The 25,787-nt window shown below is 63.9% G+C and carries 31 protein-coding genes; 10 read left to right on the top strand and 21 right to left on the bottom strand.

All coding sequences use genetic code 11. From position 1 onward, the window contains the following. Positions 1-72: 72 nt before the first annotated feature. Genes DFS21_RS04965 through DFS21_RS04945 form a run of 5 tightly spaced genes read right to left on the bottom strand, consistent with a single transcriptional unit; the run spans position 73 to position 3,956 of the window. Complete coding sequence (locus tag DFS21_RS04965; RefSeq protein WP_028688687.1) at positions 73-705, bottom strand: SCO family protein; 633 nt, start codon at positions 703-705, stop codon at positions 73-75. Further along, on the bottom strand, positions 702-1,601 hold the full coding sequence (cyoE, locus tag DFS21_RS04960; RefSeq protein ID WP_111531936.1) for a heme o synthase: 900 nt from the start codon (positions 1,599-1,601) through the stop codon (positions 702-704). Before cyoE ends, DFS21_RS04965 begins: the two co-directional genes overlap by 4 nt. Then, positions 1,586-2,659 (bottom strand): heme A synthase, encoded by a 1,074-nt coding sequence (locus DFS21_RS04955; protein ID WP_111531935.1) that lies wholly within the window; start codon positions 2,657-2,659, stop codon positions 1,586-1,588. The genes cyoE and DFS21_RS04955 overlap by 16 nt, the downstream gene beginning before the upstream one ends. 9 nt (positions 2,660-2,668) lie before the next feature. Beyond that, on the bottom strand, positions 2,669-3,247 hold the full coding sequence (locus DFS21_RS04950) for a hypothetical protein (protein ID WP_111531934.1): 579 nt from the start codon (positions 3,245-3,247) through the stop codon (positions 2,669-2,671). Continuing rightward, positions 3,213-3,956: an SURF1 family protein gene (locus DFS21_RS04945; protein WP_111531933.1), complete on the bottom strand. Its 744-nt coding sequence runs from the start codon at positions 3,954-3,956 to the stop codon at positions 3,213-3,215. The genes DFS21_RS04950 and DFS21_RS04945 overlap by 35 nt, the downstream gene beginning before the upstream one ends. Positions 3,957-4,018: 62 nt before the next feature. On the opposite strand from DFS21_RS04945, the gene DFS21_RS04940 reads away from it, so the two are divergent. Continuing rightward, positions 4,019-4,222 carry a twin transmembrane helix small protein gene (locus DFS21_RS04940; protein ID WP_023628968.1) on the top strand — a complete coding sequence of 68 codons (204 nt, stop codon included), beginning with the start codon at positions 4,019-4,021 and terminating at the stop codon, positions 4,220-4,222. Between the two features lie 54 nt (positions 4,223-4,276). On the opposite strand, the gene DFS21_RS04935 is transcribed toward DFS21_RS04940, so the two are convergent. Genes DFS21_RS04935 through coxB form a run of 4 tightly spaced genes read right to left on the bottom strand, consistent with a single transcriptional unit; the run spans position 4,277 to position 8,509 of the window. Further along, positions 4,277-5,164 carry a cytochrome c oxidase subunit 3 gene (locus DFS21_RS04935; protein WP_110696955.1) on the bottom strand — a complete coding sequence of 296 codons (888 nt, stop codon included), beginning with the start codon at positions 5,162-5,164 and terminating at the stop codon, positions 4,277-4,279. 16 nt (positions 5,165-5,180) lie between these two features. Next, on the bottom strand, positions 5,181-5,738 hold the full coding sequence (locus DFS21_RS04930; RefSeq protein ID WP_102683000.1) for a cytochrome c oxidase assembly protein: 558 nt from the start codon (positions 5,736-5,738) through the stop codon (positions 5,181-5,183). 10 nt (positions 5,739-5,748) lie between these two features. Then, a complete protein-coding gene (ctaD, locus tag DFS21_RS04925; RefSeq protein WP_023628965.1) occupies positions 5,749-7,338 on the bottom strand; it encodes a cytochrome c oxidase subunit I in 1,590 nt (529 codons plus the stop codon). 43 nt (positions 7,339-7,381) lie between these two features. Continuing rightward, on the bottom strand, positions 7,382-8,509 hold the full coding sequence (gene coxB / locus DFS21_RS04920; RefSeq protein ID WP_111531932.1) for a cytochrome c oxidase subunit II: 1,128 nt from the start codon (positions 8,507-8,509) through the stop codon (positions 7,382-7,384). A gap of 381 nt (positions 8,510-8,890) precedes the next feature. On the opposite strand from coxB, the gene DFS21_RS04915 reads away from it, so the two are divergent. Then, entirely contained in the window at positions 8,891-9,532 is a 642-nt protein-coding gene (locus DFS21_RS04915; RefSeq protein WP_111531931.1) for a hypothetical protein, read from the top strand. A gap of 94 nt (positions 9,533-9,626) precedes the next feature. Here the strand turns inward: DFS21_RS04915 and DFS21_RS04910 are convergent, their stop codons facing one another. From DFS21_RS04910 to prlC, 5 genes are all read right to left on the bottom strand, one after another. Then, complete coding sequence (locus tag DFS21_RS04910) at positions 9,627-11,162, bottom strand: SulP family inorganic anion transporter (protein WP_371926767.1); 1,536 nt, start codon at positions 11,160-11,162, stop codon at positions 9,627-9,629. 188 nt (positions 11,163-11,350) lie between these two features. After that, complete coding sequence (locus tag DFS21_RS04905; RefSeq protein WP_102682997.1) at positions 11,351-12,070, bottom strand: carbonic anhydrase; 720 nt, start codon at positions 12,068-12,070, stop codon at positions 11,351-11,353. A gap of 308 nt (positions 12,071-12,378) precedes the next feature. After that, a complete protein-coding gene (locus tag DFS21_RS04900) occupies positions 12,379-13,434 on the bottom strand; it encodes a PA0069 family radical SAM protein (protein WP_371926766.1) in 1,056 nt (351 codons plus the stop codon). A 132-nt stretch (positions 13,435-13,566) separates the two neighbouring features. Then, on the bottom strand, positions 13,567-13,848 hold the full coding sequence (locus DFS21_RS04895) for a YheV family putative zinc ribbon protein (protein WP_102682995.1): 282 nt from the start codon (positions 13,846-13,848) through the stop codon (positions 13,567-13,569). Beyond that, a complete protein-coding gene (gene prlC, locus DFS21_RS04890) occupies positions 13,845-15,932 on the bottom strand; it encodes an oligopeptidase A (RefSeq protein ID WP_082120337.1) in 2,088 nt (695 codons plus the stop codon). The genes DFS21_RS04895 and prlC overlap by 4 nt, the downstream gene beginning before the upstream one ends. A 66-nt stretch (positions 15,933-15,998) precedes the next feature. On the opposite strand from prlC, the gene DFS21_RS04885 reads away from it, so the two are divergent. Together DFS21_RS04885 and DFS21_RS04880 are read left to right on the top strand one after the other, a co-directional pair. Further along, entirely contained in the window at positions 15,999-16,547 is a 549-nt protein-coding gene (locus tag DFS21_RS04885) for a gamma carbonic anhydrase family protein (protein ID WP_110696935.1), read from the top strand. A gap of 20 nt (positions 16,548-16,567) precedes the next feature. Further along, positions 16,568-17,215 (top strand): HAD family hydrolase, encoded by a 648-nt coding sequence (locus DFS21_RS04880; RefSeq protein ID WP_111532034.1) that lies wholly within the window; start codon positions 16,568-16,570, stop codon positions 17,213-17,215. Here the strand turns inward: DFS21_RS04880 and DFS21_RS04875 are convergent. Beyond that, on the bottom strand, positions 17,205-18,368 hold the full coding sequence (locus tag DFS21_RS04875) for an aminopeptidase (RefSeq protein WP_371926765.1): 1,164 nt from the start codon (positions 18,366-18,368) through the stop codon (positions 17,205-17,207). The genes DFS21_RS04880 and DFS21_RS04875 overlap by 11 nt on opposite strands. Before the next feature lie 67 nt (positions 18,369-18,435). Between DFS21_RS04875 and DFS21_RS04870 the strand changes: the two genes are divergently transcribed. Next, a complete protein-coding gene (locus tag DFS21_RS04870) occupies positions 18,436-18,849 on the top strand; it encodes a hypothetical protein (protein WP_102682992.1) in 414 nt (137 codons plus the stop codon). A 55-nt stretch (positions 18,850-18,904) separates the two neighbouring features. Next, positions 18,905-19,318, top strand: a complete 414-nt coding sequence (locus tag DFS21_RS04865) for a hypothetical protein (RefSeq protein WP_023628733.1) — start codon at positions 18,905-18,907, stop codon at positions 19,316-19,318. 32 nt (positions 19,319-19,350) lie between these two features. Here the strand turns inward: DFS21_RS04865 and DFS21_RS04860 are convergent, their stop codons facing one another. Beyond that, complete coding sequence (locus tag DFS21_RS04860; RefSeq protein WP_111531929.1) at positions 19,351-19,584, bottom strand: DUF1161 domain-containing protein; 234 nt, start codon at positions 19,582-19,584, stop codon at positions 19,351-19,353. Between the two features lie 75 nt (positions 19,585-19,659). After that, complete coding sequence (locus DFS21_RS04855; protein WP_028688713.1) at positions 19,660-20,085, bottom strand: OsmC family protein; 426 nt, start codon at positions 20,083-20,085, stop codon at positions 19,660-19,662. Positions 20,086-20,238: 153 nt separating this feature from the next. On the opposite strand from DFS21_RS04855, the gene DFS21_RS04850 reads away from it, so the two are divergent. Next, the gene (locus DFS21_RS04850) at positions 20,239-21,243 is read left to right on the top strand and encodes an LLM class flavin-dependent oxidoreductase (protein WP_111531928.1); all 1,005 of its coding nucleotides are present in this window, start codon (positions 20,239-20,241) and stop codon (positions 21,241-21,243) included. A gap of 68 nt (positions 21,244-21,311) precedes the next feature. Here DFS21_RS04850 and DFS21_RS04845 read toward each other — a convergent pair whose 3' ends face one another. Then, positions 21,312-21,533, bottom strand: a complete 222-nt coding sequence (locus tag DFS21_RS04845; RefSeq protein WP_110696929.1) for a DUF1161 domain-containing protein — start codon at positions 21,531-21,533, stop codon at positions 21,312-21,314. A gap of 102 nt (positions 21,534-21,635) precedes the next feature. Continuing rightward, positions 21,636-21,851, bottom strand: coding sequence for a dodecin (locus tag DFS21_RS04840; protein WP_023632599.1), 216 nt, complete (start codon positions 21,849-21,851; stop codon positions 21,636-21,638). 150 nt (positions 21,852-22,001) lie between these two features. Between DFS21_RS04840 and DFS21_RS04835 the strand changes: the two genes are divergently transcribed. Then, positions 22,002-22,325: a YqjD family protein gene (locus DFS21_RS04835; protein WP_023632598.1), complete on the top strand. Its 324-nt coding sequence runs from the start codon at positions 22,002-22,004 to the stop codon at positions 22,323-22,325. Here DFS21_RS04835 and DFS21_RS04830 read toward each other — a convergent pair. Further along, a complete protein-coding gene (locus tag DFS21_RS04830; RefSeq protein WP_102682986.1) occupies positions 22,322-23,218 on the bottom strand; it encodes a LysR family transcriptional regulator in 897 nt (298 codons plus the stop codon). The two genes, DFS21_RS04835 and DFS21_RS04830, sit on opposite strands and share 4 nt — an antisense overlap. Positions 23,219-23,329: 111 nt before the next feature. On the opposite strand from DFS21_RS04830, the gene trpB reads away from it, so the two are divergent. Together trpB and trpA are read left to right on the top strand one after the other, a co-directional pair. After that, positions 23,330-24,547, top strand: coding sequence for a tryptophan synthase subunit beta (trpB, locus tag DFS21_RS04825; protein WP_023631191.1), 1,218 nt, complete (start codon positions 23,330-23,332; stop codon positions 24,545-24,547). Continuing rightward, the gene (trpA, locus tag DFS21_RS04820) at positions 24,544-25,353 is read left to right on the top strand and encodes a tryptophan synthase subunit alpha (protein ID WP_110696927.1); all 810 of its coding nucleotides are present in this window, start codon (positions 24,544-24,546) and stop codon (positions 25,351-25,353) included. The genes trpB and trpA overlap by 4 nt, the downstream gene beginning before the upstream one ends. 74 nt (positions 25,354-25,427) lie before the next feature. Here the strand turns inward: trpA and DFS21_RS04815 are convergent, their stop codons facing one another. Continuing rightward, positions 25,428-25,760 carry a DOPA 4,5-dioxygenase family protein gene (locus DFS21_RS04815; protein ID WP_110696925.1) on the bottom strand — a complete coding sequence of 111 codons (333 nt, stop codon included), beginning with the start codon at positions 25,758-25,760 and terminating at the stop codon, positions 25,428-25,430. Positions 25,761-25,787 lie beyond the last annotated feature (27 nt).

Below are 25,787 nucleotides of genomic sequence, written 5' to 3'. Positions count from 1 at the left end.
GCTCCCACAGAGACTGCACGATTGTGGGAGCCGGCTTGCCGGCGAAAGGCCTGCGCAGCAGGCCCAAATATCTCAATCGCGCTTGACCAGCCCCGGCAACTGCGCCACCAGCTTCTGGTTGTTGAACGGCGCTCGAATGAACCCGCGCTGACGCCCATCAGGCCCGACCACCGCCAGGTTGCCGCTGTGATCCACGGTATACCCGGGCTTGCTGGTATCGGCCGGGATGAACGGGATGCTCAAGGCGTTGGCCAATTTCTGGGTATCCTCGATCGAGCCCGCCACCCCGACGAAATCCTTGTCGAAATAGCCCAGGTACTGCTTGAGCTGGTTCGGCGTGTCGCGGTTCGGGTCGACGCTCACCAGCACCACCTGCAGACGCTCCAGCGCCTCCTTGGGCAGTTCGCTCTTCACCTGGCGCAGCTGGGCCAGGGTGGTCGGGCAGATGTCCGGGCAGTAGGTGTAGCCGAAGAACAGCAATGACCACTTGCCCTTGAGCTGGTCCAGCACCAGCGGCTGGCCGTTCTGGTCGGTCATGGTCACGTCCGGCACGGTACGGCTCTGCGGCAGCAGGATGATGCCGGCATCGATCAGTTCGGTGGGGTTCAACTGACCACGGTCGTTGAGCACCTTGTTGACGGTCAGGCCCATGATCAGCGCGACCAGGGCAACGAGGATGAAGACGGTTTTCTGGGTTCGGGTCATAGGTTCAGCAACAGGTAGTGGTCTACGAGCAACGCGATGAACAGGGCGAACAGGTAGCCGATAGAGTACTTGAACGTCTTGATCGCCGCGTGCGGCCGGGTGCCACGGTACAACACCCAGGCCCAGTGCAGGAAGCGCAGGCCCAGCCCCAGGGCACAGGCCAGGTACAGCGGGCCGCTCATGTGTATGGCATAGGGCAACAGGCTCACGGCCAGCAATATCAAGGTGTAGAGCAGGATATGCAAGGCCGTGTAACGCTCGCCATGGGTAACGGGGAGCATGGGAATATCAGCTTTTGCGTACTCCTCCTTGCGATGAATCGCAAGGGCCCAGAAGTGCGGCGGTGTCCAGGCGAAGATGATCAACACCAGCAGCAGCGGCTCGGCGCCCAGGTGCCCGCTGACCGCCACCCAGCCCAGCAATGGCGGTGCGGCCCCGGCCAGGCCGCCGATCACGATGTTCTGCGGCGTGGCTCGCTTGAGAAAGCCGGTGTAGAGCACCGCGTAACCCAGCAGCGAGGCCAGGGTCAGCCAGGCGGTGAGGGGGTTGGTGAACGCCAGCAGCATAACCATCCCTGCCACGGCCAGCAGCAGGGCGAACAGCAGTGCCGGCAAGGGCGCGACCCGGCCCTGGGCCAGCGGGCGCTTGTGGGTGCGGGCCATCAGCGCATCGACGCGGCGATCGACCACGTGGTTGACCGCCGCCGCCGCCCCCGCGCACAAGGCGATCCCGAGGTTGCCGAACAGCAGGACGCTCCAGGCCACCCCCGCGCGGGTGGCGAGAAGCATCCCCACCAGCGAGGTGATCAGCATCAGCACCACCACCTTCGGCTTGGTCAGTTCCAGATAGTCGCGCCACCCGGCGCGCTGGCGTTCCGTGCTCAGAACCGTCGCCACGAATCGTTCCTCATGTGATGAGTGAGTTGCGCCCCGGTCACCGGCGTCAGGCGCCAGCCATGCCCTACTCGGACCTTGTCGACCACGCGGATGCGGTAGTTCACCAGCACCATGGTCAGCAGCAGCAGCGCACCGCCAGCGTTGTGGGCAACGGCCACGCCCAGCGGCAGGTGGAACAATACGTTGCTGATGCCCAGGCCCAGCTGCAGCGTCAGCGCCAGCAATACCAGACGCGCCAGGCCGCCCAGGCCATTGCGCTGCAACTTCCAGCTGAGCAACAGCAGTACCGCCAGCACCATCATCGCGCCGAGCCGGTGGCTGACATGGATCGCCGTGCGCGCATCGCTGTCCAGTTGCCCGCCCAGGTAATTGGGGCCGACGTGCTGGGTCAGGTGGAAGCCGTTGCTGAAGTCCGCCGCCGGCCACCACTGACCATGGCAGGTAGGCAGGTCGATACAGGCCACCGCCGCGTAGTTGGCGCTGACCCAACCCCCCAGGGCGATCTGGCCGATCACCACCAAAAGCGCCAGCGCCGCGATCCGTCGCAGGCTCAACGGCAGTTTCGGCAAGGGCGCAAAGGCCCGGGATAGACGCAGGGATAGCAGGAAAAGCAGGCTCACCGTGGTGAACCCGCCAAGCAGGTGCGCGGTCACCACCTGGGGCCACAGTTTCAGTGTCACCGTCCACATGCCGAACGCCGCCTGGGCCAGCACCACCCCCAGCAGCAACACTGGCAGGCGGTAGGGCTGGCCGTCATGGGCATGCCGGCGTACAGCCTGGAAGGCAAGCAGTGCGATCACCAGTGCCAGGCTGCCGGCGAAATAGCGATGAACCATCTCTGCCCAGCCCTTGGCTTCCTCCACCGGGTGCTCAGGGAAGTGCAGCTCGGCATGGGCCAGTTGGGCATCGGTCTTGGGCACGCTGATGAAGCCGTAGCACCCCGGCCAGTCGGGGCAACCAAGACCGGCATGAGTCAGGCGAGTGTAGGCGCCGAGCAACACGACCAGCAGCGCCAGCAGCGTGGCGCACACAGCAAGGCGGAATCCGGGTCTGGCCATGGCAGCCTCCTAGCCGATGTTGGACAGCTTGAGCAGGTGACGCAGGTCGTCCAGCACATGCTTGCCCTTGACCTTGGCGTCGTAGCGCAGCACCAGGTTGCCGTGAGGATCGACGATCCACAGTTGCGGGGCAGTGTCGCCGACCTTCTGGATATAGCGCTGGGCGTCCAGCGGATAGCGTTGCAACTGCGGGTATTCACGGCCCAGCAACGCCTGGTAGTCAGCGGCCAGCGGCTGGGCCGCCGCCAGGGCATGGCTGGCGCGGCTGGCATCGCGGCCCAGGCCGACCTGGATCTGTCGGGCCAGGTACACCAGTTGCCGGCAGTCCTCGACACAGGCGCCCGGGGCGCTGACCAACAGCTGCCAACGCTCGTCCTGGGCATCGATGCCGATATCCGCCCGGCCCTCGCCATTACCAATCATCACACCGTGATAGCTGCGCCCCTCCGGGACCCAGAACTTGAGCTTGTACATGCTGGTGGCAAGGATCATCGGCCCGAGCACGACGAACAGGATCAACAGCAGTTGCAGGCGCCCGCGGGGCTTGCGACGGTCAGGCACGTCCAGTGGACTCGTGGCGGCGGCCATGGCGGTTCTCCTTGTCGTTGTGATGCCAGCCGAAATACAGGTAGAGCAGGACCAGCGCGCTGGCCAGGGCGAACCACTGCACGGCGTAGCCCTGGTGTTTTTCCGGCCCCATGGCGACCACCGGCCAGTCCAGGCGGTAGGCGGCAGGGCCTGGCTGCAGGCGTAGTTCCTGGGCAAAGCCCTCACGACCCAGTTGCTGCCAGAGCCCGGCCGGTTCGATCGCCGTCAGCAGTTGCGGCCACTGGCCGTCGGGGTTGTCCGGATGCAGCTGGAACGTCTTGCCCGGCGGCACGTAGACCGTGGCGTCCAGCGCCAGCGCCTGGCTGGGCGTGTCGAAGCGCACCGGCACACGACGGTCGGGCCACGGCAGCCAGCCGCGATTGACCAGCAACCACAGGCCGCTGGCCTGGTCGTGGAAGGGCTGCAACAGCTCGACGCCGGCCTTGCCGTCACGCATCTGGTTGTCCAGCAGCAGGCTGTGACCGGCATCGAACCGGCCATACAGGTGCACGGGGTAGAACGCCGGGTCCGGCAGCTGGCGCAACCGGTCAGCGCTGACCGACGCCTCGATCTGGCGTTCGGTGTAGGTGGCCAGCAAGTCACGCTTTTCGTCGGCGCGCCGCAGTTGCCAGCAGCCGAGCGCGATCAACCCCGGCAGCAGCGCAAGCACCACCAGGGTCGGTACCAGGCCTGGCCGAAACGGCTTCACCAGGGCCTCTTGAGGTCGAGCGCTATACTTGTATCCATCACCTCATCCCCCGGAGTGTCGCCATGCTCAAGGCCGCGATTGTCCTGATGCTGCTGGCCACCATCGCCAGCCTGTTCAGTGGCCTGGTGTTCCTGGTCAAGGACGATGACCAGTCGACCCGCCTGCTCAAGGCCCTTACCGTGCGCGTCGCCCTCGCCACCCTGACCATCGCCCTGGTGGCCTGGGGCCTGATCAGTGGGCAACTGGTGTCGCACGCACCTTTCTGAATTCACACCATCCCTGTAGGAGCGGCTTCAGCCGCGATCACCCGCGAAGCCGCACTACAGGACATACACGAAGATGAACAACCCCACCCACACCACATCGACGAAGTGCCAGTACCAGCTCGCCGCCTCGAAACCGAAGTGCTTGTCCGGGTCGAAGTGCCCGCGCAGCACCCGGCAGAACATCACGAACAGGATCAACGTGCCCAAGGTCACGTGCGCGCCGTGGAACCCGGTAAGCATGAAGAACGTCGCGCCGTAGATGCCCGAGCCCAGGGTCAGCCCGAGTTTGTTGTAGGCCTCGTGGTACTCGTAGGCCTGCAGGGCGAGAAACGCCAGCCCCAGCAGGATCGTCAGCCCCAGCCACAGCTTCAGCGTGCCGCGGTGCCCCTTGCGCAGGGCGTGGTGGGCGATGGTCACGGTCACACTGGAGCTCACCAGCAGGATGGTATTGATCAGCGGCAGGTGCCACGGATCGATGACTTCCTTCGGTGGCGGGAACAGTTTCGGGTCCGGCGTATGCAGTAGCGGCCAGACGAACTCGAAGTTGGGCCAGAGCATGTGCGTCACGCCCTTGGCCCCATCGCCCCCCAGCCACGGCCCGGCCAGCACCCGCACATAGAACAGCGCGCCGAAGAAGGCCAGGAAGAACATCACCTCGGAAAAGATGAACCAGCTCATGCCCCAGCGGAACGAGCGGTCCATCTGCGCACTGTAGAGCCCGGCGTGGCTTTCCTTGACCACTGCGCCGAACCAGCCGAACAGCATGTAGGCCAGGAACAGCGCGCCAACGAAGAAAATCAGCGGCCCGTGGGACTCCGGGTGGCCGGCCTTGAGGTCGTTGAACCAGGTGCCGAGCCCGAATACGGTGATGAACATGCCGATCGTGGCAATGATCGGCCACTTGCTCTGCGCCGGTACGTAGTAATGCTCGTGGCTTGCCATGACGTATCTCCTTCCCTCAACGGGCGCCCTCGGTCGCGGCTTGGGCGACCGGGGGGTGGCGAGCGGTGATGTCGAACAGGGTGTAGGCCAGGGTCAGGTGTTTCACCGATTCCGGCAGGTCGCGGTCGACGATGAAGCGCACCGGCATCTCGATGCGCTCGCCCGGCTGCAGAACCTGCTGGGTGAAACAGAAGCACTCGGTCTTGTGGAAGTACGCCGCAGCCTCGGCGGGAGTGATGCTGGGGATGGCCTGGGCGCTCATGGGCTGGTTGGTCGGGTTGCGGGCCACGAAGATCATCTGGTTCACCGCCCCCGGGTTGACCTCGATCTGGTCGGCGGTGGAGTGGAACTCCCAGCTCATGTCACCGGCATTGGTCGACATGAACTGCACCCGCACCGAACGGGTCGGGTCGCTCACCTGGGTGCCCGCGTACTGCCCGCCGGTCTTGCCGTTGATGCCGAAGGCCTTGCACATCACGTCGTAGATCGGCACCAAGGCAAAGCCGAAGGCGAACATCACCACGGTCAGCATCAGCAGGCGGCTGACCAGGCGTTTGAGCGACAAGCCGTCCATGGGCAAGCTCCTACTTCACTTCCGGCGGCGTCTGGAAGGTGTGGTAAGGCGCAGGTGAAGGGATCGACCACTCCAGCCCCTCGGCGCCGTCCCAGGGTTTGGCCGGTGCCGGCGCGCCACCGCGAATGCACTTGATGACGATGAACAGGAAGAAGATCTGCGTGGCACCGAACATGAAGGCGCCGATCGACGAGACCATGTTGAAGTCGGCGAACTGCAGGTTGTAGTCGGGGATGCGCCGGGGCATGCCGGCCAGGCCGACGAAGTGCATGGGGAAGAAGGCCAGGTTCATGCCGACGAACGACAGCCAGAAGTGCAGCTTGCCCAAGGTTTCGTCATACATGTGCCCGGTCCATTTCGGCAGCCAGTAATAGGCCGAGGCAAAGATGCCGAAGATCGCCCCCGGCACCAGCACGTAGTGGAAGTGGGCAACCACGAAGTAGGTGTCGTGGTACTGGAAGTCCGCAGGCGCGATGGCCAGCATCAGCCCGGAGAAGCCGCCGATGGTGAACAGGATGACGAAGGCGATGGCGAACAGCATCGGCGTCTCGAAGGTCAGCGAGCCTTCCCACATGGTGCTGACCCAGTTGAACACCTTCACCCCGGTGGGCACGGCGATCAGCATGGTGGCGTACATGAAGAACAGTTCACCCACCACCGGGATGCCGACCACGAACATGTGGTGGGCCCAGACGATGAACGACAGGAAGGCGATCGCCCCGGTGGCGTAGACCATCGAGGTATAGCCGAACAGCGGCTTGCGCGAGAACGCCGGGATGATCGAGCTGACCGCGCCGAAGGCCGGCAGGATCATGATGTACACCTCGGGGTGCCCGAAGAACCAGAACACATGCTGGAACAACACCGGGTCACCGCCGCCGGCCGCGCTGAAGAAGCTGGTGCCGAAATGGATATCCATCAGCATCATGGTCACCACGCCGGCCAGCACCGGCATCACCGCGATCAGCAGGAACGCGGTGATCAGCCAGGTCCAGACGAACAGCGGCATTTTCATCAGGGTCATGCCGGGGGCGCGCAGGTTGAGGATGGTGGCGATCACGTTGATCGCGCCCATGATCGAGCTGATGCCCATCAGGTGGATGGCGAAGATGAAGAAGGTCACGCTGGCCGGGGCGTAGGTGGTCGACAGCGGGGCATAGAAGGTCCAGCCGAAGTTCGGCCCGCCACCGGGGCTGAACAGGGTCGAGACCAGCAGCAGGAACGCCGCCGGCAGCAGCCAGAAGCTGAAGTTGTTCATTCGTGGCAGGGCCATGTCTGGCGCGCCGATCATCAGCGGGATCATCCAGTTGGCCAGGCCGACGAAGGCCGGCATCACCGCGCCGAACACCATGATCAGCCCGTGCATGGTGGTCATCTGGTTGAAGAACGCAGGCTCCACGATCTGCAGGCCGGGCTGAAACAGCTCGGCGCGGATCACCATGGCGAACGAGCCGCCGAGCAGGAACATGGTGAAGGCGAACCACAGGTACATCGTGCCGATGTCCTTGTGGTTGGTGGTCAGCACCCAGCGCATCAGGCCCTTGGCCGGGCCGTGGGCGTGTTCATGACCGTGGGCGTGGTCGTCGATCACTGCACTCATGTCCTGTCTCCTGCAATCCACTGACTGCCGCGGGTAGCCCGGCTCATTGCGCTTCGGCCTGCTTGAGCGCCAACACGTCCTTCGGCGTGACCATGTCGCCCTTGTTGTTGCCCCAGGCGTTGCGCTCGTAGGTGACCACCGCGGCGATATCGACTTCCGAAAGCTGCTTGCCGAATGCCGCCATGGCGGTGCCCGGCTTGCCGTGGAAGACGATGCCCAGGTGCGCTTCCTTGGGCCCGGTGGCAATCTTCGAGCCCTTGAGGGCCGGGAACATCGGCGGCAGGCCCTGGCCCTCGGCCTGGTGACAGGCCACGCAGGTGGTGTGGTAGACCTTGTCGCCACGTGCCACCAGCTCTTCGAGGGTCCATTCCTTGCTGGTCAGTTCCTTGAGCTTGGCCGCCTCGGCCTTGCGCTCGCCAAGCCAGGAGTCGTAGTCGGCCTTGGATTTCACCTCGACCACCACCGGCATGAAGCCGTGGTCCTTGCCGCACAGCTCGGTGCACTGGCCGCGGTAGATCCCGGGCTTCTCGACCCGAGTCCAGGCCTCGTTGACGAAGCCGGGGATGGCGTCACGCTTGACCGCGAAGGCCGGCACCCACCAGGAATGGATGACGTCGGCGGCGGTCACCAGGAAGCGCACCTTGGCGCCCACCGGCAGTACCAGCGGCTGGTCGACTTCGAGCAGGTAGTGCTCGTCCTTCGGTGAATTGTTGTGGATCTGCTCGGCGGGGGTAGCCAGGTTGCTGAAGAACTCGACGTCCTGGCCCAGGTACTTGTAGTGCCATTTCCACTGGTAACCGGTGACCTGGATGTCGATGTCCGAGTCGCTGGCGTCGTAGATGTCGATCAGGGTCTTGGTGGCCGGGATGGCCATGACCACGAGGATCAGGAAGGGCACGACGGTCCAGAGGATCTCGACCCAGGTGTGCTCGTGGAAGTGCGCGGCCTTCTGCCCGGTTGAGCGGCGGTGAATGACCATCGACCAGAACATCGCGCCGAACACCACGATGCCGATGATCACGCAGATCCAGAAGATGGTCATGTGCAGGTCAAACACCGCGTGGGAGACTTCCGTCGCCCCGGGCGCCATGTTCACCGTCCATGCTGCCTGTGCCTGACCAAACAATGACCACAGCAACAGGCCCATCCAGACATGTGGATGTCGCATCATTGCGGGTTCCCCTTATCGTTCTTGTAGTCCCGGAGGCGTGGACGACCTGCTACGACAAAGGGGGGAACGGTGGCCAAGACTGCCTGGCTTCGACGACCGAGCCCCCTGCTTAAGGCAGTCGGGCCTCATCAACGAATCACGTTTCAAGCGGAGTATAGACACCGACCAATGGGGCGCAACGCAGGGACTGAAATGATCTTCACGCAACCAAACGTTTGCGCTGGATGGCGCATGAATACTGGGCTGGAGCACAATAATGGCACATTGATATAGCCAATTTCCTACACGCGCCTAAGCGATATAACAAATGCGTCTTAGCGATTCTCGTAAGCAAGCTAACTTAGTGTCTTCCGTTTGTAACGCCTTGTCCCTGGAGTTGTCATGAACATCGCTGCTGTACGCGAGCAGATCGAAAACGCCCATCAACACGAGAGCCGCACAGGCCAACTGAAAAACCGTCTCGAGAAGCAACTGCCACACCTGCACCCTTCGATCCACCTACCCCAGCAGGACGCCCAGGGTACTTTGGCCCGCTTCGTCGGCGCCTACATCAACGAGGTTCCAGAACTGCTCGAAGCCGCGCACACCGTGGCCCTCGAGGCCGGCATCGAGTCGCAGATCAAGCCGGTGCTGAAGATTGCCGAGGCCTATTTCCTGCAGCCGCCGAGCGTGATGGACGGGCAGGTCGGGCTGGATTGCCTGTTGGACGAGGCCTACCTGGCGCATCGCCTGGTCGAGGAGGTCAACGACCTGTATATCCGCCATTTCCAGCAACCGCTGATTCCGGTGGATACCACGGTCGCCAACCTGATCGCCCACCAGCTGATCGGCGAGACCTTCGCCAACCAGCTCGATGAGGTGGTACATCACTCGGTGGACGAGATGCTCGATGACGAGAGCTTTGCCGTGGAGTCAGTGGAGCGCTATCGCGACAAGCTGTCGAACCCGGAAACCGGAGAGGCCTGGAAACGCTGGCCGTGCCTGTCGCGCCAGCTCGGCGTGGAGTTGAGCCAGTCGGCCTGAGTTGACTTGATCCTACCTAGTCGCGGCAAGCCCGCTCCCACGAACTCGATCGTAGGAGCGGGCTTGCCCAGCGATAGGCCGCTACAGACTTACCCTAAGCGCCAACTCCCGCCGTAGTCCGCAACCGCCCCTCAACCCGCCGCTTCAGACGCCGCTGCTCCAGTACCAGCCGCGAGCCCTTGGCCGCGCCACTGCGCCCCCAATCCTCCAGCAGTTCCAGGCAGGAATGGTCGATATAGCTCAGGTTGCCCAGCGGCACATGCAACGTGGTCCCTTCCGGCACGGTATCCAGTACCTGGGTCAGCGCCGGCACCTTGAGGAAGGTGGCCGCGCCGCTCAGGCGCAGTTCCATGTGCCCCGGCGTACCCAATGCCACCAGATTGATCTTCAACCGCGCCGCCTTCAGCGCCAGCTTCAGCAGGGTCAGGGCAAAGCCCAGCAATACGCCGGTCAACAGGTCGGTGAAGATGATCGCCAGTGCAGTCGCCGCATAGGTGAACATCGGCATCCGCCCATAGCGGCCCAGGCCGCGGAACGCCTTGAAGTCGACCAGCTTGATGCCGGTATAGACCAGAACCCCGGCCAGGCTGGCCACCGGGATCTGCTGCAGCACACTGCTCAGCGCCACCACGAAGGCCAACAACCAGAGCCCATGGAAGATCGCCGAGGCCCGCGTCTGCGCACCAGCCTGGACGTTGGCCGAGCTGCGCACGATCACCCCGGTCATCGGCAACGCGCCAAGCACGCCGCAGAGCATGTTGCCGATACCCTGCGCCGACAGCTCACGGTCGAAATCCGAGCGCTGGCCACTGTGCATGCGATCGACTGCCGCTGCGGACAACAAGGTCTCGGCGCTGGCGATGAAGGCCAGGGCAAAGGCCGCCACCAGCAGGGTAGGGTCGGCCAGCTTGAGCAGGTCGTCCGGGCGCAGCCAGTCAATGGCCTCGGACAGGTCCGCAGGTACCTGCACGCGGTTGACCGGCAGTGCCAGCCACAAGCTGACAGCGGTCATTGCCGCCACACCGAGCAAGGCACCGGGAATGAAGCGCAGGCGTTGCGGGCGCCAGCGCTCCCAACCCCACATGATGGCGATGGTGCCCAAGCCCAGCGCACCAGCCTGCCAACCGGCGCCTGCGCTTTCCAGCGGCAGGGCCGAGGCCAGCGTCGCCGGAAAGCCCAGCAGGTTATCCACACCCGATGGCTGAGGCGCCATGTCAAACATCACGTGCACTTGGGACAGCACGATCAGCACGCCGATCCCGGCAAGCATGCCGTATACCACTGCTGGCGCGGTGACCCGGAACCAGCAGCCCAGACGCAAGCGCCCGGCCAGCAGTTGCAGCAGGCCGGCCAGCAGCAGGATAGGCCCGAGCATGGCCACGCCATGCTGGCGCACCAGCTCGAACACCAGCACCGCCAGGCCCGCCGCCGGGCCGCTGACCTGCAACGGTGAGCCGGCGAGAAAACCCACGACGATGCCACCGATGATCCCGGTGATCAGCCCCTTCGCGGGCGGCATGCCCGAGGCGATGGCGATGCCCATGCACAAGGGCAGGGCCACCAGGAAGACCACCACCGAGGCCAGCAACTCACGCGGCAGGGCCGCCTTTATCTGTGTCATGTTCACCATGTAGCTCCTTTCTAGATTCACGGCCATTCCGCTGGCCGCTAGCACGGGGAAGCCTGAACGACGCGCAGGCGTGGGCCGCCAGCGGGTCTGCCGGCACGGCATTCAGGAAGATTCAAGGCAGGCGAAGGCCGCGCCGCACCCATCGGGTGCAGCCGGCAATCAAGGCTTGTTCAGCGTGTTGGGGTCGCTTAGTAGCGGCCTCTCGGTGTGGCAGAAGGGATCGACTCGCCTGCGGTCAGCGGCAGGAAGCGGTCGCTGGCGGCATCGTAAGCTTCGATCTGGCTGGTTTCGATGTCGTAGATCCAGCCATGGATATGCAGCTGCCCGGCGGCCAGGCGCGAAGCGACCGAGGGGTGGGTACGCAGGTGATGCAGCTGGGCGATGACGTTTTCCTTGGTCAGCAGCTGCATGCTTTCGTGCTCGCTGCCGCAGGAGCAGTTGTCCTCGATCACGGTCCGCGCTACCTCGGCATGGCGCAGCCAGGCGGAAACGGTCGGCATCTTCGCCAGCGACTGCGGGTTGAGTACCGCTCGCATCGCGCCGCAGTCGGAGTGACCGCAGATGATGATGTGGTGCACGCCCAGCGCCAGCACGGCGTACTCGATAGCACTCGATACACCGCCGTTCATCTGGCCGTAGGGCGGCACCACGTTGCCGACGTTACGGGTCACGAACAGGTCGCCGGGCGAGCTCTGGGTGATCAGTTCGGGGACGATGCGCGAGTCTGCGCAGGTGATGAACATGGCCCGCGGCTTTTGCGCGGTAGCCAGTTTCTTGAACAGCTCTTGCTGCTCGGGAAAGACTTCGGTGTGAAACCGCAGGAAGCCGTCGACGATATGCTTCATGGCGGCATCAGCGCTTTCGGCGGGTGCAGCCGGGACGGCCTTGGAGGGGTCCTTGACGGGCATGATTCATCCTCTTGACGGTTTGAAAGTGAATTCCATGTTACCGGGGAAAGATTGGGGTGACGCGGGGATTTAGATGACGCGCACGGGTAAATAATCACAGTCATTGCTGACTCATGACTCACGCTAGCGTAGGAAACTTAACTGAAACTTAATTGCGCAGGCTCTAGAACGGGCGTTCTGGATAGGCGAGGGGAGCATTGGATAATAGCAAAAAAGCATCAGTTGCCAACCTTCATGAGTGAAATTGTTGGGTTGCTTTAGTTGTACTTATAGGTAGGGCTCGCCTTCCCGATTGAACGAGCCGCTGGCTAGAACAGTGCCATCTGTGCACCGGGAGGGCAGAAGGCACTGCAATCAAGCGCCAGGTCCTCCCGCCCTTCGAACCCCAGCCGCCTGGCCGCCTTGCGAAAGCGCTGCGCCAGCAAGTCAGCGAACACCCCTTCACCGCGCATCCGCGCACCGAATCGGCTGTCGTACAGTTCACCACCCCGGCTCTGACGAATCAGGCTCAGCACATGCGTGGCCCGCTGCGGGTAGTGATCGTGCAGCCACTGCTCGAACAACGGTGCCACCTCCAGCGGCAAGCGCAGCATCATGTACGCCGCGCTCTGCGCGCCGGCCTCCTTCGCCGCCTCTAGCAGGTGCTCCAGTTCGCTGTCATTGATCATCGGGATCATCGGTGAACACAGCACGCCCACCGGCACACCAGCCTCACGCAGCACGCGAATAGCGCGCAAGCGCGCCTTTGGAGCGGCAGCACGTGGTTCGAGGGTGCGCTTGAGCTCATCGTCCAGGGTGGTGAGGCTGATCATCACCCGCGCCAGGCGCTGGCTGGCCAGCTCGCTCAGCAGTTCCAGGTCGCGCAGCACCAGTGAGCCCTTGGTGACGATGGTCACTGGGTGGCGGTAACGCAGCAGAACTTCGAGCAGGCGCCGGGTCAGCTGTTGTTCGCGCTCGATGGGCTGATAAGGGTCGGTGTTGGACCCCAGGTTGATCGGCGCACAGACGTAGCCAGGCTTGCTCAGTTGCTGCTCGAGCACCTCGGCGGCGTTGGTCTTGGCGATCAGCTTGGTTTCGAAGTCCAGGCCGGGAGAGAGATCCCAGTAGGCATGGCTGGGGCGCGCATAGCAGTAGATGCAACCGTGCTCGCAGCCGCGATACGGATTTATGGAGCGGTCGAAGGGCAGGTCAGGGGAGGTATTGCGGGCGATGATGGTCTTGGCCGTCTCGACCCGCACCTCGGTGCCCTGGGTGAGTGGGACTTCCTGGTACCAGCCATCGTCCTCGGCCACTGAAACGTTCGGAGCGAAGCGGTTGTGCGGATTGTCGGCAGTGCCGCGGCCGCGAATGGGGGCTGGTTTCATGATGACAACTCGAATTACTGTTCATTCATACAGTAATCCTAGACCAGCAGGATGGCTACAGCCGATTATCGCGGGGCAAGCCCGCTCCCACGCTGTGCTTGCGTGGAAGCGCGCTTGCCCAGCGCTTTACCTTCAATCCTGCGGCTTCTTCAGCTTCGGATTGGGGAAGAACTGCACGGTCTGCACCTTGGCCGGCGGCGCTTTCGGCGCCAGGTGATTGACCCGGGTGCCGAGCTCGCTGGGTACCGACAGGCCTTGTTCGTTCAGGGTGTCAGTGAACCCACAGGCCACGCACTCACGGTGCGGCACACCGTCCTCGTTCCACATCATCAGCTTGTCCATCTCGCTGCACGCCGGGCAAACCGCCCCGGCGATGAAGCGTCGCTTGCTCTTGCTCACGGCTACCTCACTCATGCCGCCGCGTCCTCGGTGAGGCCGCTGTGGCGCAACAATGCATCGATGGAAGGCTCGCGGCCACGGAAGTCGACGAACAGCACCATCGGCTCGCGGGAACCGCCACGGGCCAGGATGGCTTCGCGGAAGGCGCGGCCGGTCTCGGCGTTGAGCACACCTTCTTCCTCAAAGCGCGAGAAGGCGTCGGCCGACAGCACTTCGGCCCACTTGTAGCTGTAGTAACCCGCCGCATAACCGCCGGCGAAGATGTGCGCGAAGCTGTTGGGGAAGCGGTTGTAGGCCGGCGGACGCATCACCGAGACCTCGTCACGCACACCCTCGAGCACTTGCAGCACGCTGCGGCCGTCGCCATGGGTGGCGTGCAGCTCGAAGTCGAACAGCGAGAACTCCAGCTGGCGCACCATCATCATGCCGGACTGGAAGTTCTTTGCCGCGAGCATCTTGTCCAGCAGGTCCTGGGGCAATGCCTCACCGGTCTCGTAGTGGCCGGAGATCAGCGCCAGGCCCTCGGGCTCCCAGCACCAGTTCTCCATGAACTGGCTCGGCAGCTCCACCGCGTCCCAGGCCACGCCGTTGATGCCGGACACACCGGCATGCTCGATACGGGTCAGCAGGTGATGCAGGCCGTGCCCGAACTCGTGGAACAAGGTGGTGACTTCGTCGTGGGTAAGCAGCGCGGGCTTGCCGGGCGTGGCCGGGGTGAAGTTGCACACCAGGTTGGCCACCGGGCTCTGCAGGCTACCATTGGCGGTGCGGCGATGGTCGCGGGCGCCATCCATCCAGGCACCGCCACGCTTGTTGGCGCGGGCATAGAGGTCGAAGAAGAAGCGGCCGACGTGCTGGCCGTTTTCCTTGATCTCGAACAGGCGCACGTCCGGGTGCCAGCTATCGAAGCCCTTGAGCTCATTGATCTCGATACCGTACAGGCGCTGCACGATAACGAACAGGCCGGACAGCACCTTGTCGATCGGGAAGTAGGCGCGCAGCGCTTCCTGGGACACGCTGTAGCGCTGCTCGCGCAGCTTCTCGCCGAAGTACCCGGCGTCCCAGCTGGCCAGCTCGGGGGTGCCTTGCTCGGCGGCATAGGCCTTGAGCTGCTCCAGGTCCTGGGCGGCGAATGGCTTGGAACGCTTGGCCAGGTCGCGCAGGAAACTCAGCACCTGGTCGCTGGACTCAGCCATCTTGGTGGCCAGGCTCAGCTCGGCGAAATTCTTGTAACCCAGCAGCCCAGCCAGCTCCTGGCGCAGGTCGAGGATCTCTTCCATCACCGGGCCGTTGTCGAACTGGCCAGCGTTCGGGCCCTGGTCGGAGGCACGGGTGCAGTAAGCGGCATACAGCTCTTCGCGCAGGGCGCGGTCGCTGGCGTAGGTCATCACTGCGTAGTAGCTGGGGAACTCCAGGGTAATCAGCCAGCCGTCCAGGCCCTTGGCCTGCGCTGCGGCGGCCATCTGCGCCTTGGCCGAGTCGGTCAGGCCGGCCAGCGCGGCTTCGTCGGTGACGTGCTTGGTCCAGGCCTGGGTGGCGTCGAGCAGTTGGTTGGAGAAGCGGCTGCCCAGTTCGCTGAGCTTGCTCTGCACCTCGGCGTAGCGCTGCTGCTTGTCGGCCGGCAAGTCGATGCCCGACAGGCGGAAATCGCGCAGGGCGTGGTCGATGATGGTCTTCTGCGCCACGTCGAAGCTGGCGGCTTCAGGGCTGGCGGCCAGGGCTTCATACGCTTCGAACAGGGCACGGTTCTGGCCCAGTTCGGTGGAATAGGCGCTCAGGGCCGGCAGGCACGACTCGTAGGCCTCGCGCAGTTCCTGGCTGTTGCACACCGCGTTGAGGTGGCTGACCGGGCTCCAGGCGGCGCCCAGGCGATCGTTGAGTTCGTCCATCGCCAGCACCAGGCCGGCCCAGGTCGGGTTCTTGCCCTGCTTTTCGAGGATCTCGGCGATGGCCTTGCGGTTGTCGGCGAGGATCTGCTCGATCGCCGGCAGCACATGCTCGGCGCGAATCGCCGAGAAGGGCGGCAGATCATGGGACTGCAGCAGCGGGTTGTTCGCACTCACGGTTCGGGTACCTTGGCAGGAGAAACACGGGACCATCTTAATTACAATCGACGCCGACCGCAGCAGGCAGCCTGCCTATCGGCATTGCAGAGGAACACTATCATGGCCATCCGCACGTTTCGGGAACACACGCCGAAAGTGGGACCACGGGCCTTCGTCGACCGTTCGGCGGTGGTCGTCGGCGACGTCGAGATCGGCGAGGACAGCTCGATCTGGCCGTTGACCGTGGTGCGCGGCGACATGCACCGCATCCGTATCGGCGCGCGCACCAGCGTGCAGGACGGCAGCGTGCTGCACATCACCCACGCCGGGCCCTTCAACCCCGATGGCTACCCACTGATCATAGGCGACGAGGTGACCATCGGTCACAAAGTCATGCTGCATGGCTGTACCCTGGGCAATCGCATCCTGGTCGGCATGGGCAGCACCATCATGGACGGCGCCATCGTCGAGGACGAAGTGATCATCGGCGCCGGCAGCCTGGTGCCACCCGGCAAGCGCCTGGTCAGCGGCTACCTGTACATGGGCAGCCCGGTAAAGCAGGTGCGCCTGTTGAGCGAGCAGGAACACGCGTTCTTCCCCTACAGCGCCGGCAACTACGTCAAGCTCAAGGACCAGCACCTGGCCGAAGGCTACGACCGCCCGGAATGAATTCGTCTGCAGAGAACACCATGCACCAGCAAAACATCCTCTTCGACCTCGACGGCACCCTGACCGACCCGCGCCTGGGCATCACCCGCTCGATCCAGTACGCGCTGGCCAAGCTGGGCATCGACGAGCCGGACCTTACCCGCCTCGAGCACTTCATCGGCCCGCCCTTGCTGCAGGCGTTCATGCAGTTCTATGCCTTCGACGAGGCCAAGGCCTGGGACGCGGTGAACTTCTACCGTGAGCGCTTCAAGGTAACCGGGCTGTACGAAAACCTGGTGTTCGACGGCGTCCCCGAGTTGCTGCAAGCACTCAATGACCAGGGCCGCACCCTGTACATCGCCACCTCCAAACCCTGGGAGTTCGCCCGCGAAATCGCCCGTCATTTCGCCTTCGACCATCACTTCAAGGTGATCTACGGCAGTGAGCTCGATGGCACGCGGACCAACAAGGTGGAACTGATTCGCCACCTGCTGGACGAGGAGGGGCTGGATCCGACGCAGACCTTGATGATCGGGGATCGCAAGCATGACCTGATCGGTGCGCGCAGCAACGGTTTGCAGGCCGTCGCGGTGGGCTATGGGTTCGGCAGCCGGGAAGAACTCGTGGCTGAGGCGCCGGCGTTCCATTTCGAGACGCTGGCTGAGCTGCACCAGGGCTTTACACGCTGACCCCATCGCGGGGCAAGCCCGCTCCCACGCCATGATCAGATGCCAGCGGGGGAGCGGGCTTGCCCCGCGATGGCATCAGACGCTCCAACTGTGCCTTGCGCCTATCAATGGGCATCTGACCCAACTGTTCTACTCGCTCATAAAACCGCAGCCAATCCCCACCAACCTCTTTGAACAGCTGCGAAAACGCCGGCACCCATTGGTCATATAATCCAAACGGCAGCAACTTTGCATTGTTCAACGGCGCGAGTATCCAGGCATCGAAGCGCCGATCCCCGCCCCAATTCCGATCCCGCGCCTCCCGGTATTCCCGTCGCAACCGCTCGAACTCAGCCTGCTTGGCCGCACGCTTGCCTGCCTCATCCAAGGGTCCCGCATAGATCGCTTGCAGTCGCTCGCGGCTGGCCAGCACCAAGCGGGTAAATTGCTCGCGCTGCGCCACGCCGCCGTCCTCGACCGCCGCCAACCCGCGCGCCGCGCGCCATTGCCGGGTGCCTTCCTGCTCGACAAACGACGCGAACGATTCGTTGAACTCGGTATCGTCCGGAACGTAGAAGCGCTGATGCGCCAGCTCATGGAAAATCACCGTGGCCAGGCGCTCCTCGCCCCAGCCGGTCATGGTCGAAAGAATCGGGTCGTCGAACCAGCCCAGGGTGGAGTAGGCCTCCACGCCCCCGACATAGACATCCATCCCCTCCTGGCGCATCAGCGCCGCCGCTCCGCGGGCGGCACCCTGGCGGTAGTAGCCACGATAGGCCACGCAACCGGCGATGGGGAAACAATGGGTCACCGGCTGCAATGACAGCTCCGGGGTGGCGAACACGTTCCACACCACGTATGGCCGGCCGAGATCCGCATACACCCGATAACTGCCGTTGTCCGGCAACTTCAGTTGCGTGCTGGCGAACCCCCGGGCTTTTTCGGCGAACAGCAGGCGCTGACGCAAGGCCGGGCTGGTGGCCGGGTCTGCAATCACCTGATCCAGCGGCTGGCGTGCCCGCAACAGCTGCCATTGCCCTTCGGCCAGCTGACCGTAATAGCCCACGCTTGAGCAACCGCTCAGCAGGACAGCCAGCGTCACGGGAACAAACCGGGTGAAAACGCGGTCGAGAGCCCGACGGCTGCAGCGCATGAAAAGAAAAAGTCCAAACATCGAGGCTGTCTATCTCGCTCGTCGGCCGAATGCGACCAAGACTATCTCGCCAAGGGGAAGCATTGCCATGCGTACACTGTTTACCGTCGGCACGCTCGTGCTGTTGTCCGGGTGTTCCACCTTGCCCGACCCGGACCCGAATCAGGCCTGGGTAGACCTGGCACCGGGTGACAACGATTCGCTGCACGCCCTGCAAGTGGATGAGCGCGACTGGGCCGACAGCCGCTATTTCGAGGTACAGCCCGGCAACCACGAACTGACCGTGCGCTACCAGTTCGCCGTGACGCCCAGCAACATCGGCCCGGTGGAGGAACCGCTGTGGCGCGACTGCCAGCTCAATCTCACCTTCAAGGACTTCACTGCCGGCCAGCGCTACCAGATGCAAGCCGGCAGCATCGGCTTCCGGCCGTGGATCAAACTCTACGACCAGCGCCAGAAGCTGATCGGCCAGGGCGAACCGGCAGGCTGCCAGCGCACCTGAACACCGCGAACGGCGCTATGCTTGTAGCCTGTGAATCGCGAGCGGGAGTTTCACCATGCGCCAGCCCATGATGCTGATGGCCCTCAGTGCTTTGGGGGCTTGCGCCAGCCCCTTGCCCCCCGCCGACCCCGGCAAGGCCTGGATCGACATGTACACCATCACCCCCGGTCGCACCCTCATGGCCGACCGCCTGGACGGCAAGCGCCTGGACGATGGCCGCTACTTTCAGGTGACGCCGGGCCGGCACGAACTGGTGGTGCGTTTCGACTACGAGATCTACGCCGGTGGCTTCAGTACCGACCCGACCGAGCGGACCTGCTACCTGACTGTGCGCTACAACGATTTCAAGGCGGGCGAGCGTTACCGCCTGGAGGCCCGGGCTCCGGCGATGCAGCCGCAGGTGCTGTTATACGACGCCAGCCGCAAGGTGGTCGTGAACGAGCCGAGCAACGTGACCTGCATTCCTTGAGCGAACCACGGGGCCGCAACGCGGCCCCTGTGTTACCGATCATTCTTTTGATAAATGATCTTCTTGGTTCCACCCTCACAACTTCCCACGACCATGCTCCGGTCATGGACTTCGCTGTTGGGCACTATCTCCAGCGTGTAGGACGTCACCCCGCGCGCCTGGATCTTCGCTTCGATCTCGGCCTTCAGTTCCTCGCACGGCTTGGGCGCGGCCAGTGCGGCGGTGGCCAGCAGGGAAGCCAGCACACCAAATGCTACGCGGATCATGGAACGGCTCCTGAGGCAGGGCAGACGAGCTGCCAACGCTGGTTAGACTACAGGAAACCGCCGCCGTTGCGCCTCCTAGGAAAGCAGCGTGGCATCAAGGCTGATGGTCGCGTTCAGCACCTTGGATACCGGGCAGCCGGCCTTGGCCTTGTTGGCGATCTCCTGGAACTGCGCCTCGCTGGCCCCAGGCACGGTGGCTTTGAGGGTCAGGTGAACGGCGGTGATGGCAAAGCCATCGGCCTGCTTGTCCAGGCTCACCTCAGCGTGAGTGTCAATTCGTTCAGGCGTGAATCCCGCCTCGCCCAACATCATCGACAACGCCATGGAGAAACAGCCAGCATGGGCAGCGCCGATCAGCTCCTCCGGGTTGGTCCCGGGCGTGCCTTCGAAGCGGGTGTTGAAGCCGTAGGGCGCTTGCTTGAGCGCGCCGCTTTCAGTGGATATCTGGCCCTTGCCGTCCTTCAGGCCACCTTGCCAGACCGCCGATGCTGTCTTCTTCATGCTGCCTCCTGTCACAGGGTTGAGGTGTCTAAGGTTCTGAGGACCAGGCCCACGCCAAGTTCAGATCAATCTGTAAGAAGGCATTGAATCCAGCGAATATGCCCATACAGAGACGAGAAGGCCCATGGCCAACCACCTGTAGCGGAGGCTCCAATGACGCACCTGCGAGACCTGAAGATTTCCACCCTCGACCTGGTGCCCGTGCGCGCCGACGGCAGCCCGGCGCAATCGCTGCGCAATTCGCTCGACCTGGCGCAACACGTCGAGCGATTCGGCTACAACCGCTTCTGGGTCGCCGAGCATCACAACATGGACGGTATCGCCAGCTCGGCCACCGCCGTGCTGATCGGTTACCTCGCCGGTGGTACCTCGACCATCCGCATCGGCTCTGGCGGTGTGATGCTGCCCAACCACGCACCGCTGGTGATCGCCGAACAGTTCGGCACCCTCGCCAGCCTGTACCCAGGCCGCATCGACCTGGGCCTGGGCCGCGCCCCAGGTTCCGACCCGATGACCGCCCGCGCCTTGCGTCGCGAGCGCTCCGGCAGCGCCGACGACTTTCCGGACGATGTCGAGGAACTGTCGCGCTACCTGGGCCCGCGCACCGACGACCAGAAAGTCATCGCCGTGCCCGGCCACGACACCGAGGTACCCATGTGGCTGCTCGGCTCCAGCCTGTTCAGTGCCCAGCTCGCCGGCATGCGCGGCATGCCCTACGCCTTTGCTTCGCATTTCGCGCCGCGCTACATGCACGAGGCGATCCGCATCTATCGCGACCATTTCAAACCGTCGACGACGCTGGACAAGCCTTACGTGATGCTGGGCATTCCGATGGTGGTGGCTGAAACCGACGAAAAGGCCGAATACCTGGCCACCTCGGTGTACCAGCGCATCCTCGCGCTGATCCGTGGCCAGAGCCTGATGCAGCGTCCGCCCGTCGAGAGCATGAATGGCCTCTGGCTGCCCCATGAACGTGATGCGGTGAGCAGCTTCCTGGGCCTGGCGATGATCGGCAGCCCGCAGAAGGTGCGGGCGAAGGTCGAGGTATTGCTGGAGCAGACAGGGGCGGACGAGCTGATTTTCACCAGTGACCTGTATGAGCATGCTGACCGGATCAGGTCCTATGAATTGATGGCGCAAGCCTTGAAAGTCGAGTGAACGCTATCGCGGGGCAAGCCCGCTCCCACGATTCCGGTGGGAGCGGGCTTGCCCCGCGATGAGGGCAGTCAACTGCGGCGGTAGACAATCTCCTTGGTCCCACCCTCGCAGCTCCCCACCACCTGGCCTGCCGGATCGCCCTTATTGACGATTTCCAGCGTATAGCCCTTCACCCCTTTGGCATCCAGCTTCGCCGCAATCTCAGCCTTGAGTTCCTCGCACGGCTTGCCCGCTGCCATCGCGCCGCCAGCCAACACCATCAGCCCCACGGCCAGAATCAATTTCTTCATCGATCGCTTTCCTTGTACAGATCAAAGACAAAAAGGGCGCGAAGCACGCGCCCTGCAACCTTGATACCCCAACACGCCGGGCAAGCCTAGCCCAGCTTGGTTTCAGCTGTTGGCGATGCGGAACCCAACCTTCAACGTCACCTGGAAATGCGCGGCCTTGTTGTCACGGATATGCCCGCGGGTATCGATCACTTCGAACCATTCCAGGTGCTTGATGCTCTTGCCGGCCTCGGCCAGGGCATTATTGATCGCTTCTTCGATGCTGGTGGGCGAAGACCCGACCAGCTCGATCTTCTTGTAGGTGTGATGATCCGACATGAGCGCTCTCCTTGAGTGGGTAGTGGCTTGAGCCTAGCAGCACAGGCCCGGTTTACCTGCGAGCGATCGCCGCAGGGGAAAGTTCGATCGCACTTTCACCCCGCTGCGCAGTCGCAACCTGTACATCCCCACTCAGCAAGGAGAGTCGACATGGCACGTAATGCGTTGCGCAAAACCTCACTGGAAAGCATGGAAGCCGAGATCGAAAGCCTCCTCAAGACTCTGGAAGGCCTCAAGCACGATGCGTCGGAAGAAACGCAGAAGACCATGAAGACGCTGCGCGGCAACGCCGAAAGCGCCCTCAAGCACTCACGCAGTCTGCTCAGCGATGCCTATGAGGAAGTGAAGACCCGCACCCGCGAAACCGGTGTAGCCACCCGCGACTACGCCCAGGAACACCCCTGGACCACCGCAGGTGTCGCGGTGGGCGCCTTGGGCCTGCTGGCCGCCTACCTGATGTGCCGCCGCAACTAACCCGTCTGTCGCTGCAGCTCCTGGCGCAGCCATTGCGCCAGTTGCTCGGCGCGCCCGTCCGCGGCGCGCCGGGGTACCCACAAGGCCAGTGCCGCATTGGTGGGGGAAAAGCCCCATGGCGCGGCCAACCGCCCAGCCTTCAAGTCGTCGGCCACCAGCGGTTGCGGGGCGATGGCCACACCCAGCCCGGCTACCGCTGCTTCCAGCAAGTAGTAGAGATGCTCGAAGGCTTGCCCGTAGCTCAGCGCCTCGGGCGCCAGCCCATGCTGTCGCGCCCAGGTAGGCCAAGCCTGCGGCCGCGAGGTCGTATGGAGTACGGCAACATGCTGCAAAGCCACGGCTGGCAAGGCTTTCAAACGATCGAAAGCGTCAAAGCGCGGGCTCATCACCGGGCCGATGCGCTCTTCGGCAAGCACATGCACCTGCATGTCCGCCGGCCACGGTGGCTCTGCGTAAACCAGCAGTGCGTCCAACCCCGGGCGTCGCGGATCAAGGTCACCTTCGCCCGCTGACAGGTGCAGGCGCAGCTCCGGCAGGTCAGCTTTCAGGCGCCCCAGGCGCGGGATGAACCAACGCGCCAGCAAGCTGCCGGAACAACCGAGCACGAACGGCGCTTCGTCGGCAGCGCGGGAAAGCTCGGCGCAGACACCGCGCAGCCGGTCGAAGGCCTCGAAGCTGGCATCGCGCAGACGCACACCGGCATCTGTGAGTTTGACGCCACGCCCGTCCTTGACGAACAAGGCTACCCCCAGATGCTCCTCAAGCACCTTGATCTGCCGGCTGACCGCGCCATGGGTGACATGAAGCGCTTCTGCTGCCTGGCTGACGCTGTTCAGCCGGGCTGTCGCCTCGAAGGCCCGCAACGCATTGAGGGGAGGAAGGTCCTGAGCCATCTTACTTGTGAGTTTTCCTGACAGGTTTGCGCAATCTTATCGGTTTTCAGCCGGCCACGTCGTGGTTAGAGTAAAGCCCATCGAATCTCTACTTCGCCTACGGAGCGCCCCATGACCCAGACCCAATACCGCCCCGGCCCCGACGCCAACGGCCTGTTCGGCTCGTTCGGCGGCCGCTACGTGGCCGAAACCCTGATGCCGCTGGTGCTCGACCTTGCCCGCGAATACGAAGCCGCCAAGGCCGATCCCAAGTTCCTCGAAGAGCTGGCCTACTTCCAACGCGACTACATCGGCCGGCCCAACCCGCTGTACTTCGCCGAGCGCCTGACCGAGCACTGCGGCGGCGCCAAGATCTTCTTCAAGCGTGAAGAACTCAACCACACCGGCGCGCACAAGGTGAACAACTGCATCGGCCAGGTGCTGCTGGCCAAGCGCATGGGCAAGAAACGCCTGATCGCCGAAACCGGCGCCGGCATGCACGGCGTGGCCACCGCCACCGTCGCCGCGCGCTTCGGCCTGCCCTGCGTGATCTACATGGGCGCCACCGACATCGAGCGCCAGCAGGCCAATGTGTTCCGCATGAAGCTGCTGGGCGCCGAGATCGTCCCGGTCACCGCCGGCACCGGCACGCTCAAGGACGCGATGAACGAGGCCCTGCGCGACTGGGTCACCAACGTCGACGACACCTTCTACCTGATCGGCACCGTGGCGGGTCCCCACCCGTACCCGGCGATGGTCCGCGACTTCCAGTCGATCATCGGCAAAGAGACCCGCGCCCAACTGCACGAGAAGGAAGGGCGCCTGCCCGACAGCCTGATCGCCTGCGTCGGCGGCGGCTCCAACGCCATGGGCCTGTTCCACGAGTTCCTCGAAGAGCCGAGCGTCAAGATCATCGGCGTCGAGGCCGGCGGCCACGGCGTGCACACCGACAAGCACGCGGCCAGCCTGAACGGCGGCGTGCCGGGTGTGCTGCATGGCAACCGCACTTACCTGCTGCAGGACGACGACGGTCAGATCACCGACGCCCACTCGATCTCTGCAGGCTTGGACTACCCCGGCATCGGACCGGAGCATGCTTACCTGCACGAAGTGAAGCGCGTGGAGTACGTCAGCATCACCGACGACGAAGCCCTCGACGCCTTCCACACCAGCTGCCGACTGGAAGGCATCATCCCGGCGCTGGAAAGCTCCCACGCCCTGGCCGAGGCGATCAAGCGCGCGCCGACGCTGCCCAAGGACCACTTGATGGTGATCTGCCTGTCCGGTCGCGGCGACAAGGACATGCAAACCGTGATGAACCATATGGCCGCCCAGGAGAAACAGGCATGAGCCGTCTCGAACAACGCTTCGCCGATCTCAAGGCCGAAGGCCGCTCGGCATTGGTCACCTTCGTTACCGCTGGCGACCCCGGCTACGATGCCTCGCTGAAAATCCTCAAGGGCCTGCCGGCCGCCGGTGCCGACGTGATCGAGCTGGGCATGCCGTTCACCGACCCGATGGCCGACGGCGTGGCCATCCAGCTCGCCACCCTGCGCGCCCTGGAAGCTGGCCAGACCCTGGCCAAGACCCTGAAAATGGTGCGTGAATTCCGTGTGGAGAACCAAACCACCCCGATCGTGCTGATGGGTTACTACAACCCGATCCATCGCTTCGGCGTGGAGCAGTTCGTCGCCGAAGCCAAGGAAGCTGGTGTCGATGGCCTGATCATCGTCGACCTGCCGCCGGAGCACGACGCCGAGCTGGCTACCCCGGCCCAGGCCGCCGGCATCGACTTCATCCGCCTGACCACCCCAACCACCGACGACGCGCGCCTGCCGCGCGTGCTGGAGCGCAGCTCCGGGTTCGTCTACTACGTGTCGGTGGCCGGCGTGACCGGTGCGGGCTCGGCGACCACCGAGCATGTGACCGAGGCCATTGCGCGCCTGCGTCGGCATACCGACCTGCCGATCAGCGTTGGTTTCGGCATTCGTACACCGGAGCAGGCTGCGGCTATCGCCCGCCTGGCCGATGGCGTGGTGGTGGGCTCGGCGCTGGTCGACAAGATCGCCCAGGCCAAGAATGCCGACCAGGCCGTGAATGATGTGCTGAGCCTGTGCACGGCGCTGGCTGAAGGTGTGCGCGCGGCACGCAACTAAGCGCGAGGGCTTCGCCCTCGATCGCCGGCAAGCCGGCTCCCACACGACTCGTGGGAGCTTGCCGGCCCAAGCAACTAGCCTTCGAAAATCGACAGGTCCAGCGGCCTGATCGCCCCCATCCAGATCGCATGATCGCGGTGATCCGCCAATTCATCCCCGGTTTCCGGGTGCAGGAACACCACCAGCCCCTTGCGATACAGCGCCAGCCACGGCAGTACCACCCCCACCACCTCCGGCCCGAACGCCAGCTGGCAGCTCCAGTCCGGGTGCGGCCCGACCGGTTTCTGGTGCATGCGGCCCATGGCCACGGGGAACAGCCGCGTCGCCTCCTCGCATAGTTCACGGGCCTGTTCCATGGTCGATGCGTCGTAGTACACGTGGGCGTGATAGCCCTTGATCCTTTGCACGGTGGCTCCTGATTGCAGTAATGCGAA

This window comes from Pseudomonas sp. 2848 (assembly GCF_003253945.1).
GTDB lineage: Bacteria > Pseudomonadota > Gammaproteobacteria > Pseudomonadales > Pseudomonadaceae > Aquipseudomonas.
The sequence above is the reverse complement of the archived record's forward strand: the minus strand, read 5'-3'. Positions and strand labels throughout refer to the sequence as shown.

What these genes read in the sequence shown, in the direction of transcription:
- DFS21_RS04965 (WP_028688687.1), bottom strand. Translation starts at nt 705, where the DNA reads ATGACCCGAACCCAGAAAACCGTCTTCATCCTCGTTGCCCTGGTCGCG.
- DFS21_RS04940 (WP_023628968.1), top strand. Translation starts at nt 4,019, where the DNA reads ATGCTCAAGGCCGCGATTGTCCTGATGCTGCTGGCCACCATCGCCAGC.
- DFS21_RS04830 (WP_102682986.1), bottom strand. Translation starts at nt 23,218, where the DNA reads ATGGCTCAGGACCTTCCTCCCCTCAATGCGTTGCGGGCCTTCGAGGCG.
- DFS21_RS04840 (WP_023632599.1), bottom strand. Translation starts at nt 21,851, where the DNA reads ATGTCGGATCATCACACCTACAAGAAGATCGAGCTGGTCGGGTCTTCG.
- DFS21_RS04905 (WP_102682997.1), bottom strand. Translation starts at nt 12,070, where the DNA reads ATGCCCGTCAAGGACCCCTCCAAGGCCGTCCCGGCTGCACCCGCCGAA.
- DFS21_RS04865 (WP_023628733.1), top strand. Translation starts at nt 18,905, where the DNA reads ATGCGCCAGCCCATGATGCTGATGGCCCTCAGTGCTTTGGGGGCTTGC.
- DFS21_RS04850 (WP_111531928.1), top strand. Translation starts at nt 20,239, where the DNA reads ATGACGCACCTGCGAGACCTGAAGATTTCCACCCTCGACCTGGTGCCC.
- DFS21_RS04930 (WP_102683000.1), bottom strand. Translation starts at nt 5,738, where the DNA reads ATGGACGGCTTGTCGCTCAAACGCCTGGTCAGCCGCCTGCTGATGCTG.
- DFS21_RS04860 (WP_111531929.1), bottom strand. Translation starts at nt 19,584, where the DNA reads ATGATCCGCGTAGCATTTGGTGTGCTGGCTTCCCTGCTGGCCACCGCC.
- ctaD (WP_023628965.1), bottom strand. Translation starts at nt 7,338, where the DNA reads ATGAGTGCAGTGATCGACGACCACGCCCACGGTCATGAACACGCCCAC.
- DFS21_RS04855 (WP_028688713.1), bottom strand. Translation starts at nt 20,085, where the DNA reads ATGAAGAAGACAGCATCGGCGGTCTGGCAAGGTGGCCTGAAGGACGGC.
- prlC (WP_082120337.1), bottom strand. Translation starts at nt 15,932, where the DNA reads ATGGTCCCGTGTTTCTCCTGCCAAGGTACCCGAACCGTGAGTGCGAAC.
- DFS21_RS04915 (WP_111531931.1), top strand. Translation starts at nt 8,891, where the DNA reads ATGAACATCGCTGCTGTACGCGAGCAGATCGAAAACGCCCATCAACAC.
- DFS21_RS04955 (WP_111531935.1), bottom strand. Translation starts at nt 2,659, where the DNA reads ATGGCCAGACCCGGATTCCGCCTTGCTGTGTGCGCCACGCTGCTGGCG.
- DFS21_RS04870 (WP_102682992.1), top strand. Translation starts at nt 18,436, where the DNA reads ATGCGTACACTGTTTACCGTCGGCACGCTCGTGCTGTTGTCCGGGTGT.
- DFS21_RS04845 (WP_110696929.1), bottom strand. Translation starts at nt 21,533, where the DNA reads ATGAAGAAATTGATTCTGGCCGTGGGGCTGATGGTGTTGGCTGGCGGC.
- trpA (WP_110696927.1), top strand. Translation starts at nt 24,544, where the DNA reads ATGAGCCGTCTCGAACAACGCTTCGCCGATCTCAAGGCCGAAGGCCGC.
- DFS21_RS04880 (WP_111532034.1), top strand. Translation starts at nt 16,568, where the DNA reads ATGCACCAGCAAAACATCCTCTTCGACCTCGACGGCACCCTGACCGAC.
- DFS21_RS04895 (WP_102682995.1), bottom strand. Translation starts at nt 13,848, where the DNA reads ATGAGTGAGGTAGCCGTGAGCAAGAGCAAGCGACGCTTCATCGCCGGG.
- trpB (WP_023631191.1), top strand. Translation starts at nt 23,330, where the DNA reads ATGACCCAGACCCAATACCGCCCCGGCCCCGACGCCAACGGCCTGTTC.
- coxB (WP_111531932.1), bottom strand. Translation starts at nt 8,509, where the DNA reads ATGATGCGACATCCACATGTCTGGATGGGCCTGTTGCTGTGGTCATTG.
- DFS21_RS04885 (WP_110696935.1), top strand. Translation starts at nt 15,999, where the DNA reads ATGGCCATCCGCACGTTTCGGGAACACACGCCGAAAGTGGGACCACGG.
- DFS21_RS04935 (WP_110696955.1), bottom strand. Translation starts at nt 5,164, where the DNA reads ATGGCAAGCCACGAGCATTACTACGTACCGGCGCAGAGCAAGTGGCCG.
- DFS21_RS04950 (WP_111531934.1), bottom strand. Translation starts at nt 3,247, where the DNA reads ATGGCCGCCGCCACGAGTCCACTGGACGTGCCTGACCGTCGCAAGCCC.
- DFS21_RS04875 (WP_371926765.1), bottom strand. Translation starts at nt 18,368, where the DNA reads ATGTTTGGACTTTTTCTTTTCATGCGCTGCAGCCGTCGGGCTCTCGAC.
- DFS21_RS04835 (WP_023632598.1), top strand. Translation starts at nt 22,002, where the DNA reads ATGGCACGTAATGCGTTGCGCAAAACCTCACTGGAAAGCATGGAAGCC.
- DFS21_RS04900 (WP_371926766.1), bottom strand. Translation starts at nt 13,434, where the DNA reads ATGAAACCAGCCCCCATTCGCGGCCGCGGCACTGCCGACAATCCGCAC.
- DFS21_RS04910 (WP_371926767.1), bottom strand. Translation starts at nt 11,162, where the DNA reads ATGGTGAACATGACACAGATAAAGGCGGCCCTGCCGCGTGAGTTGCTG.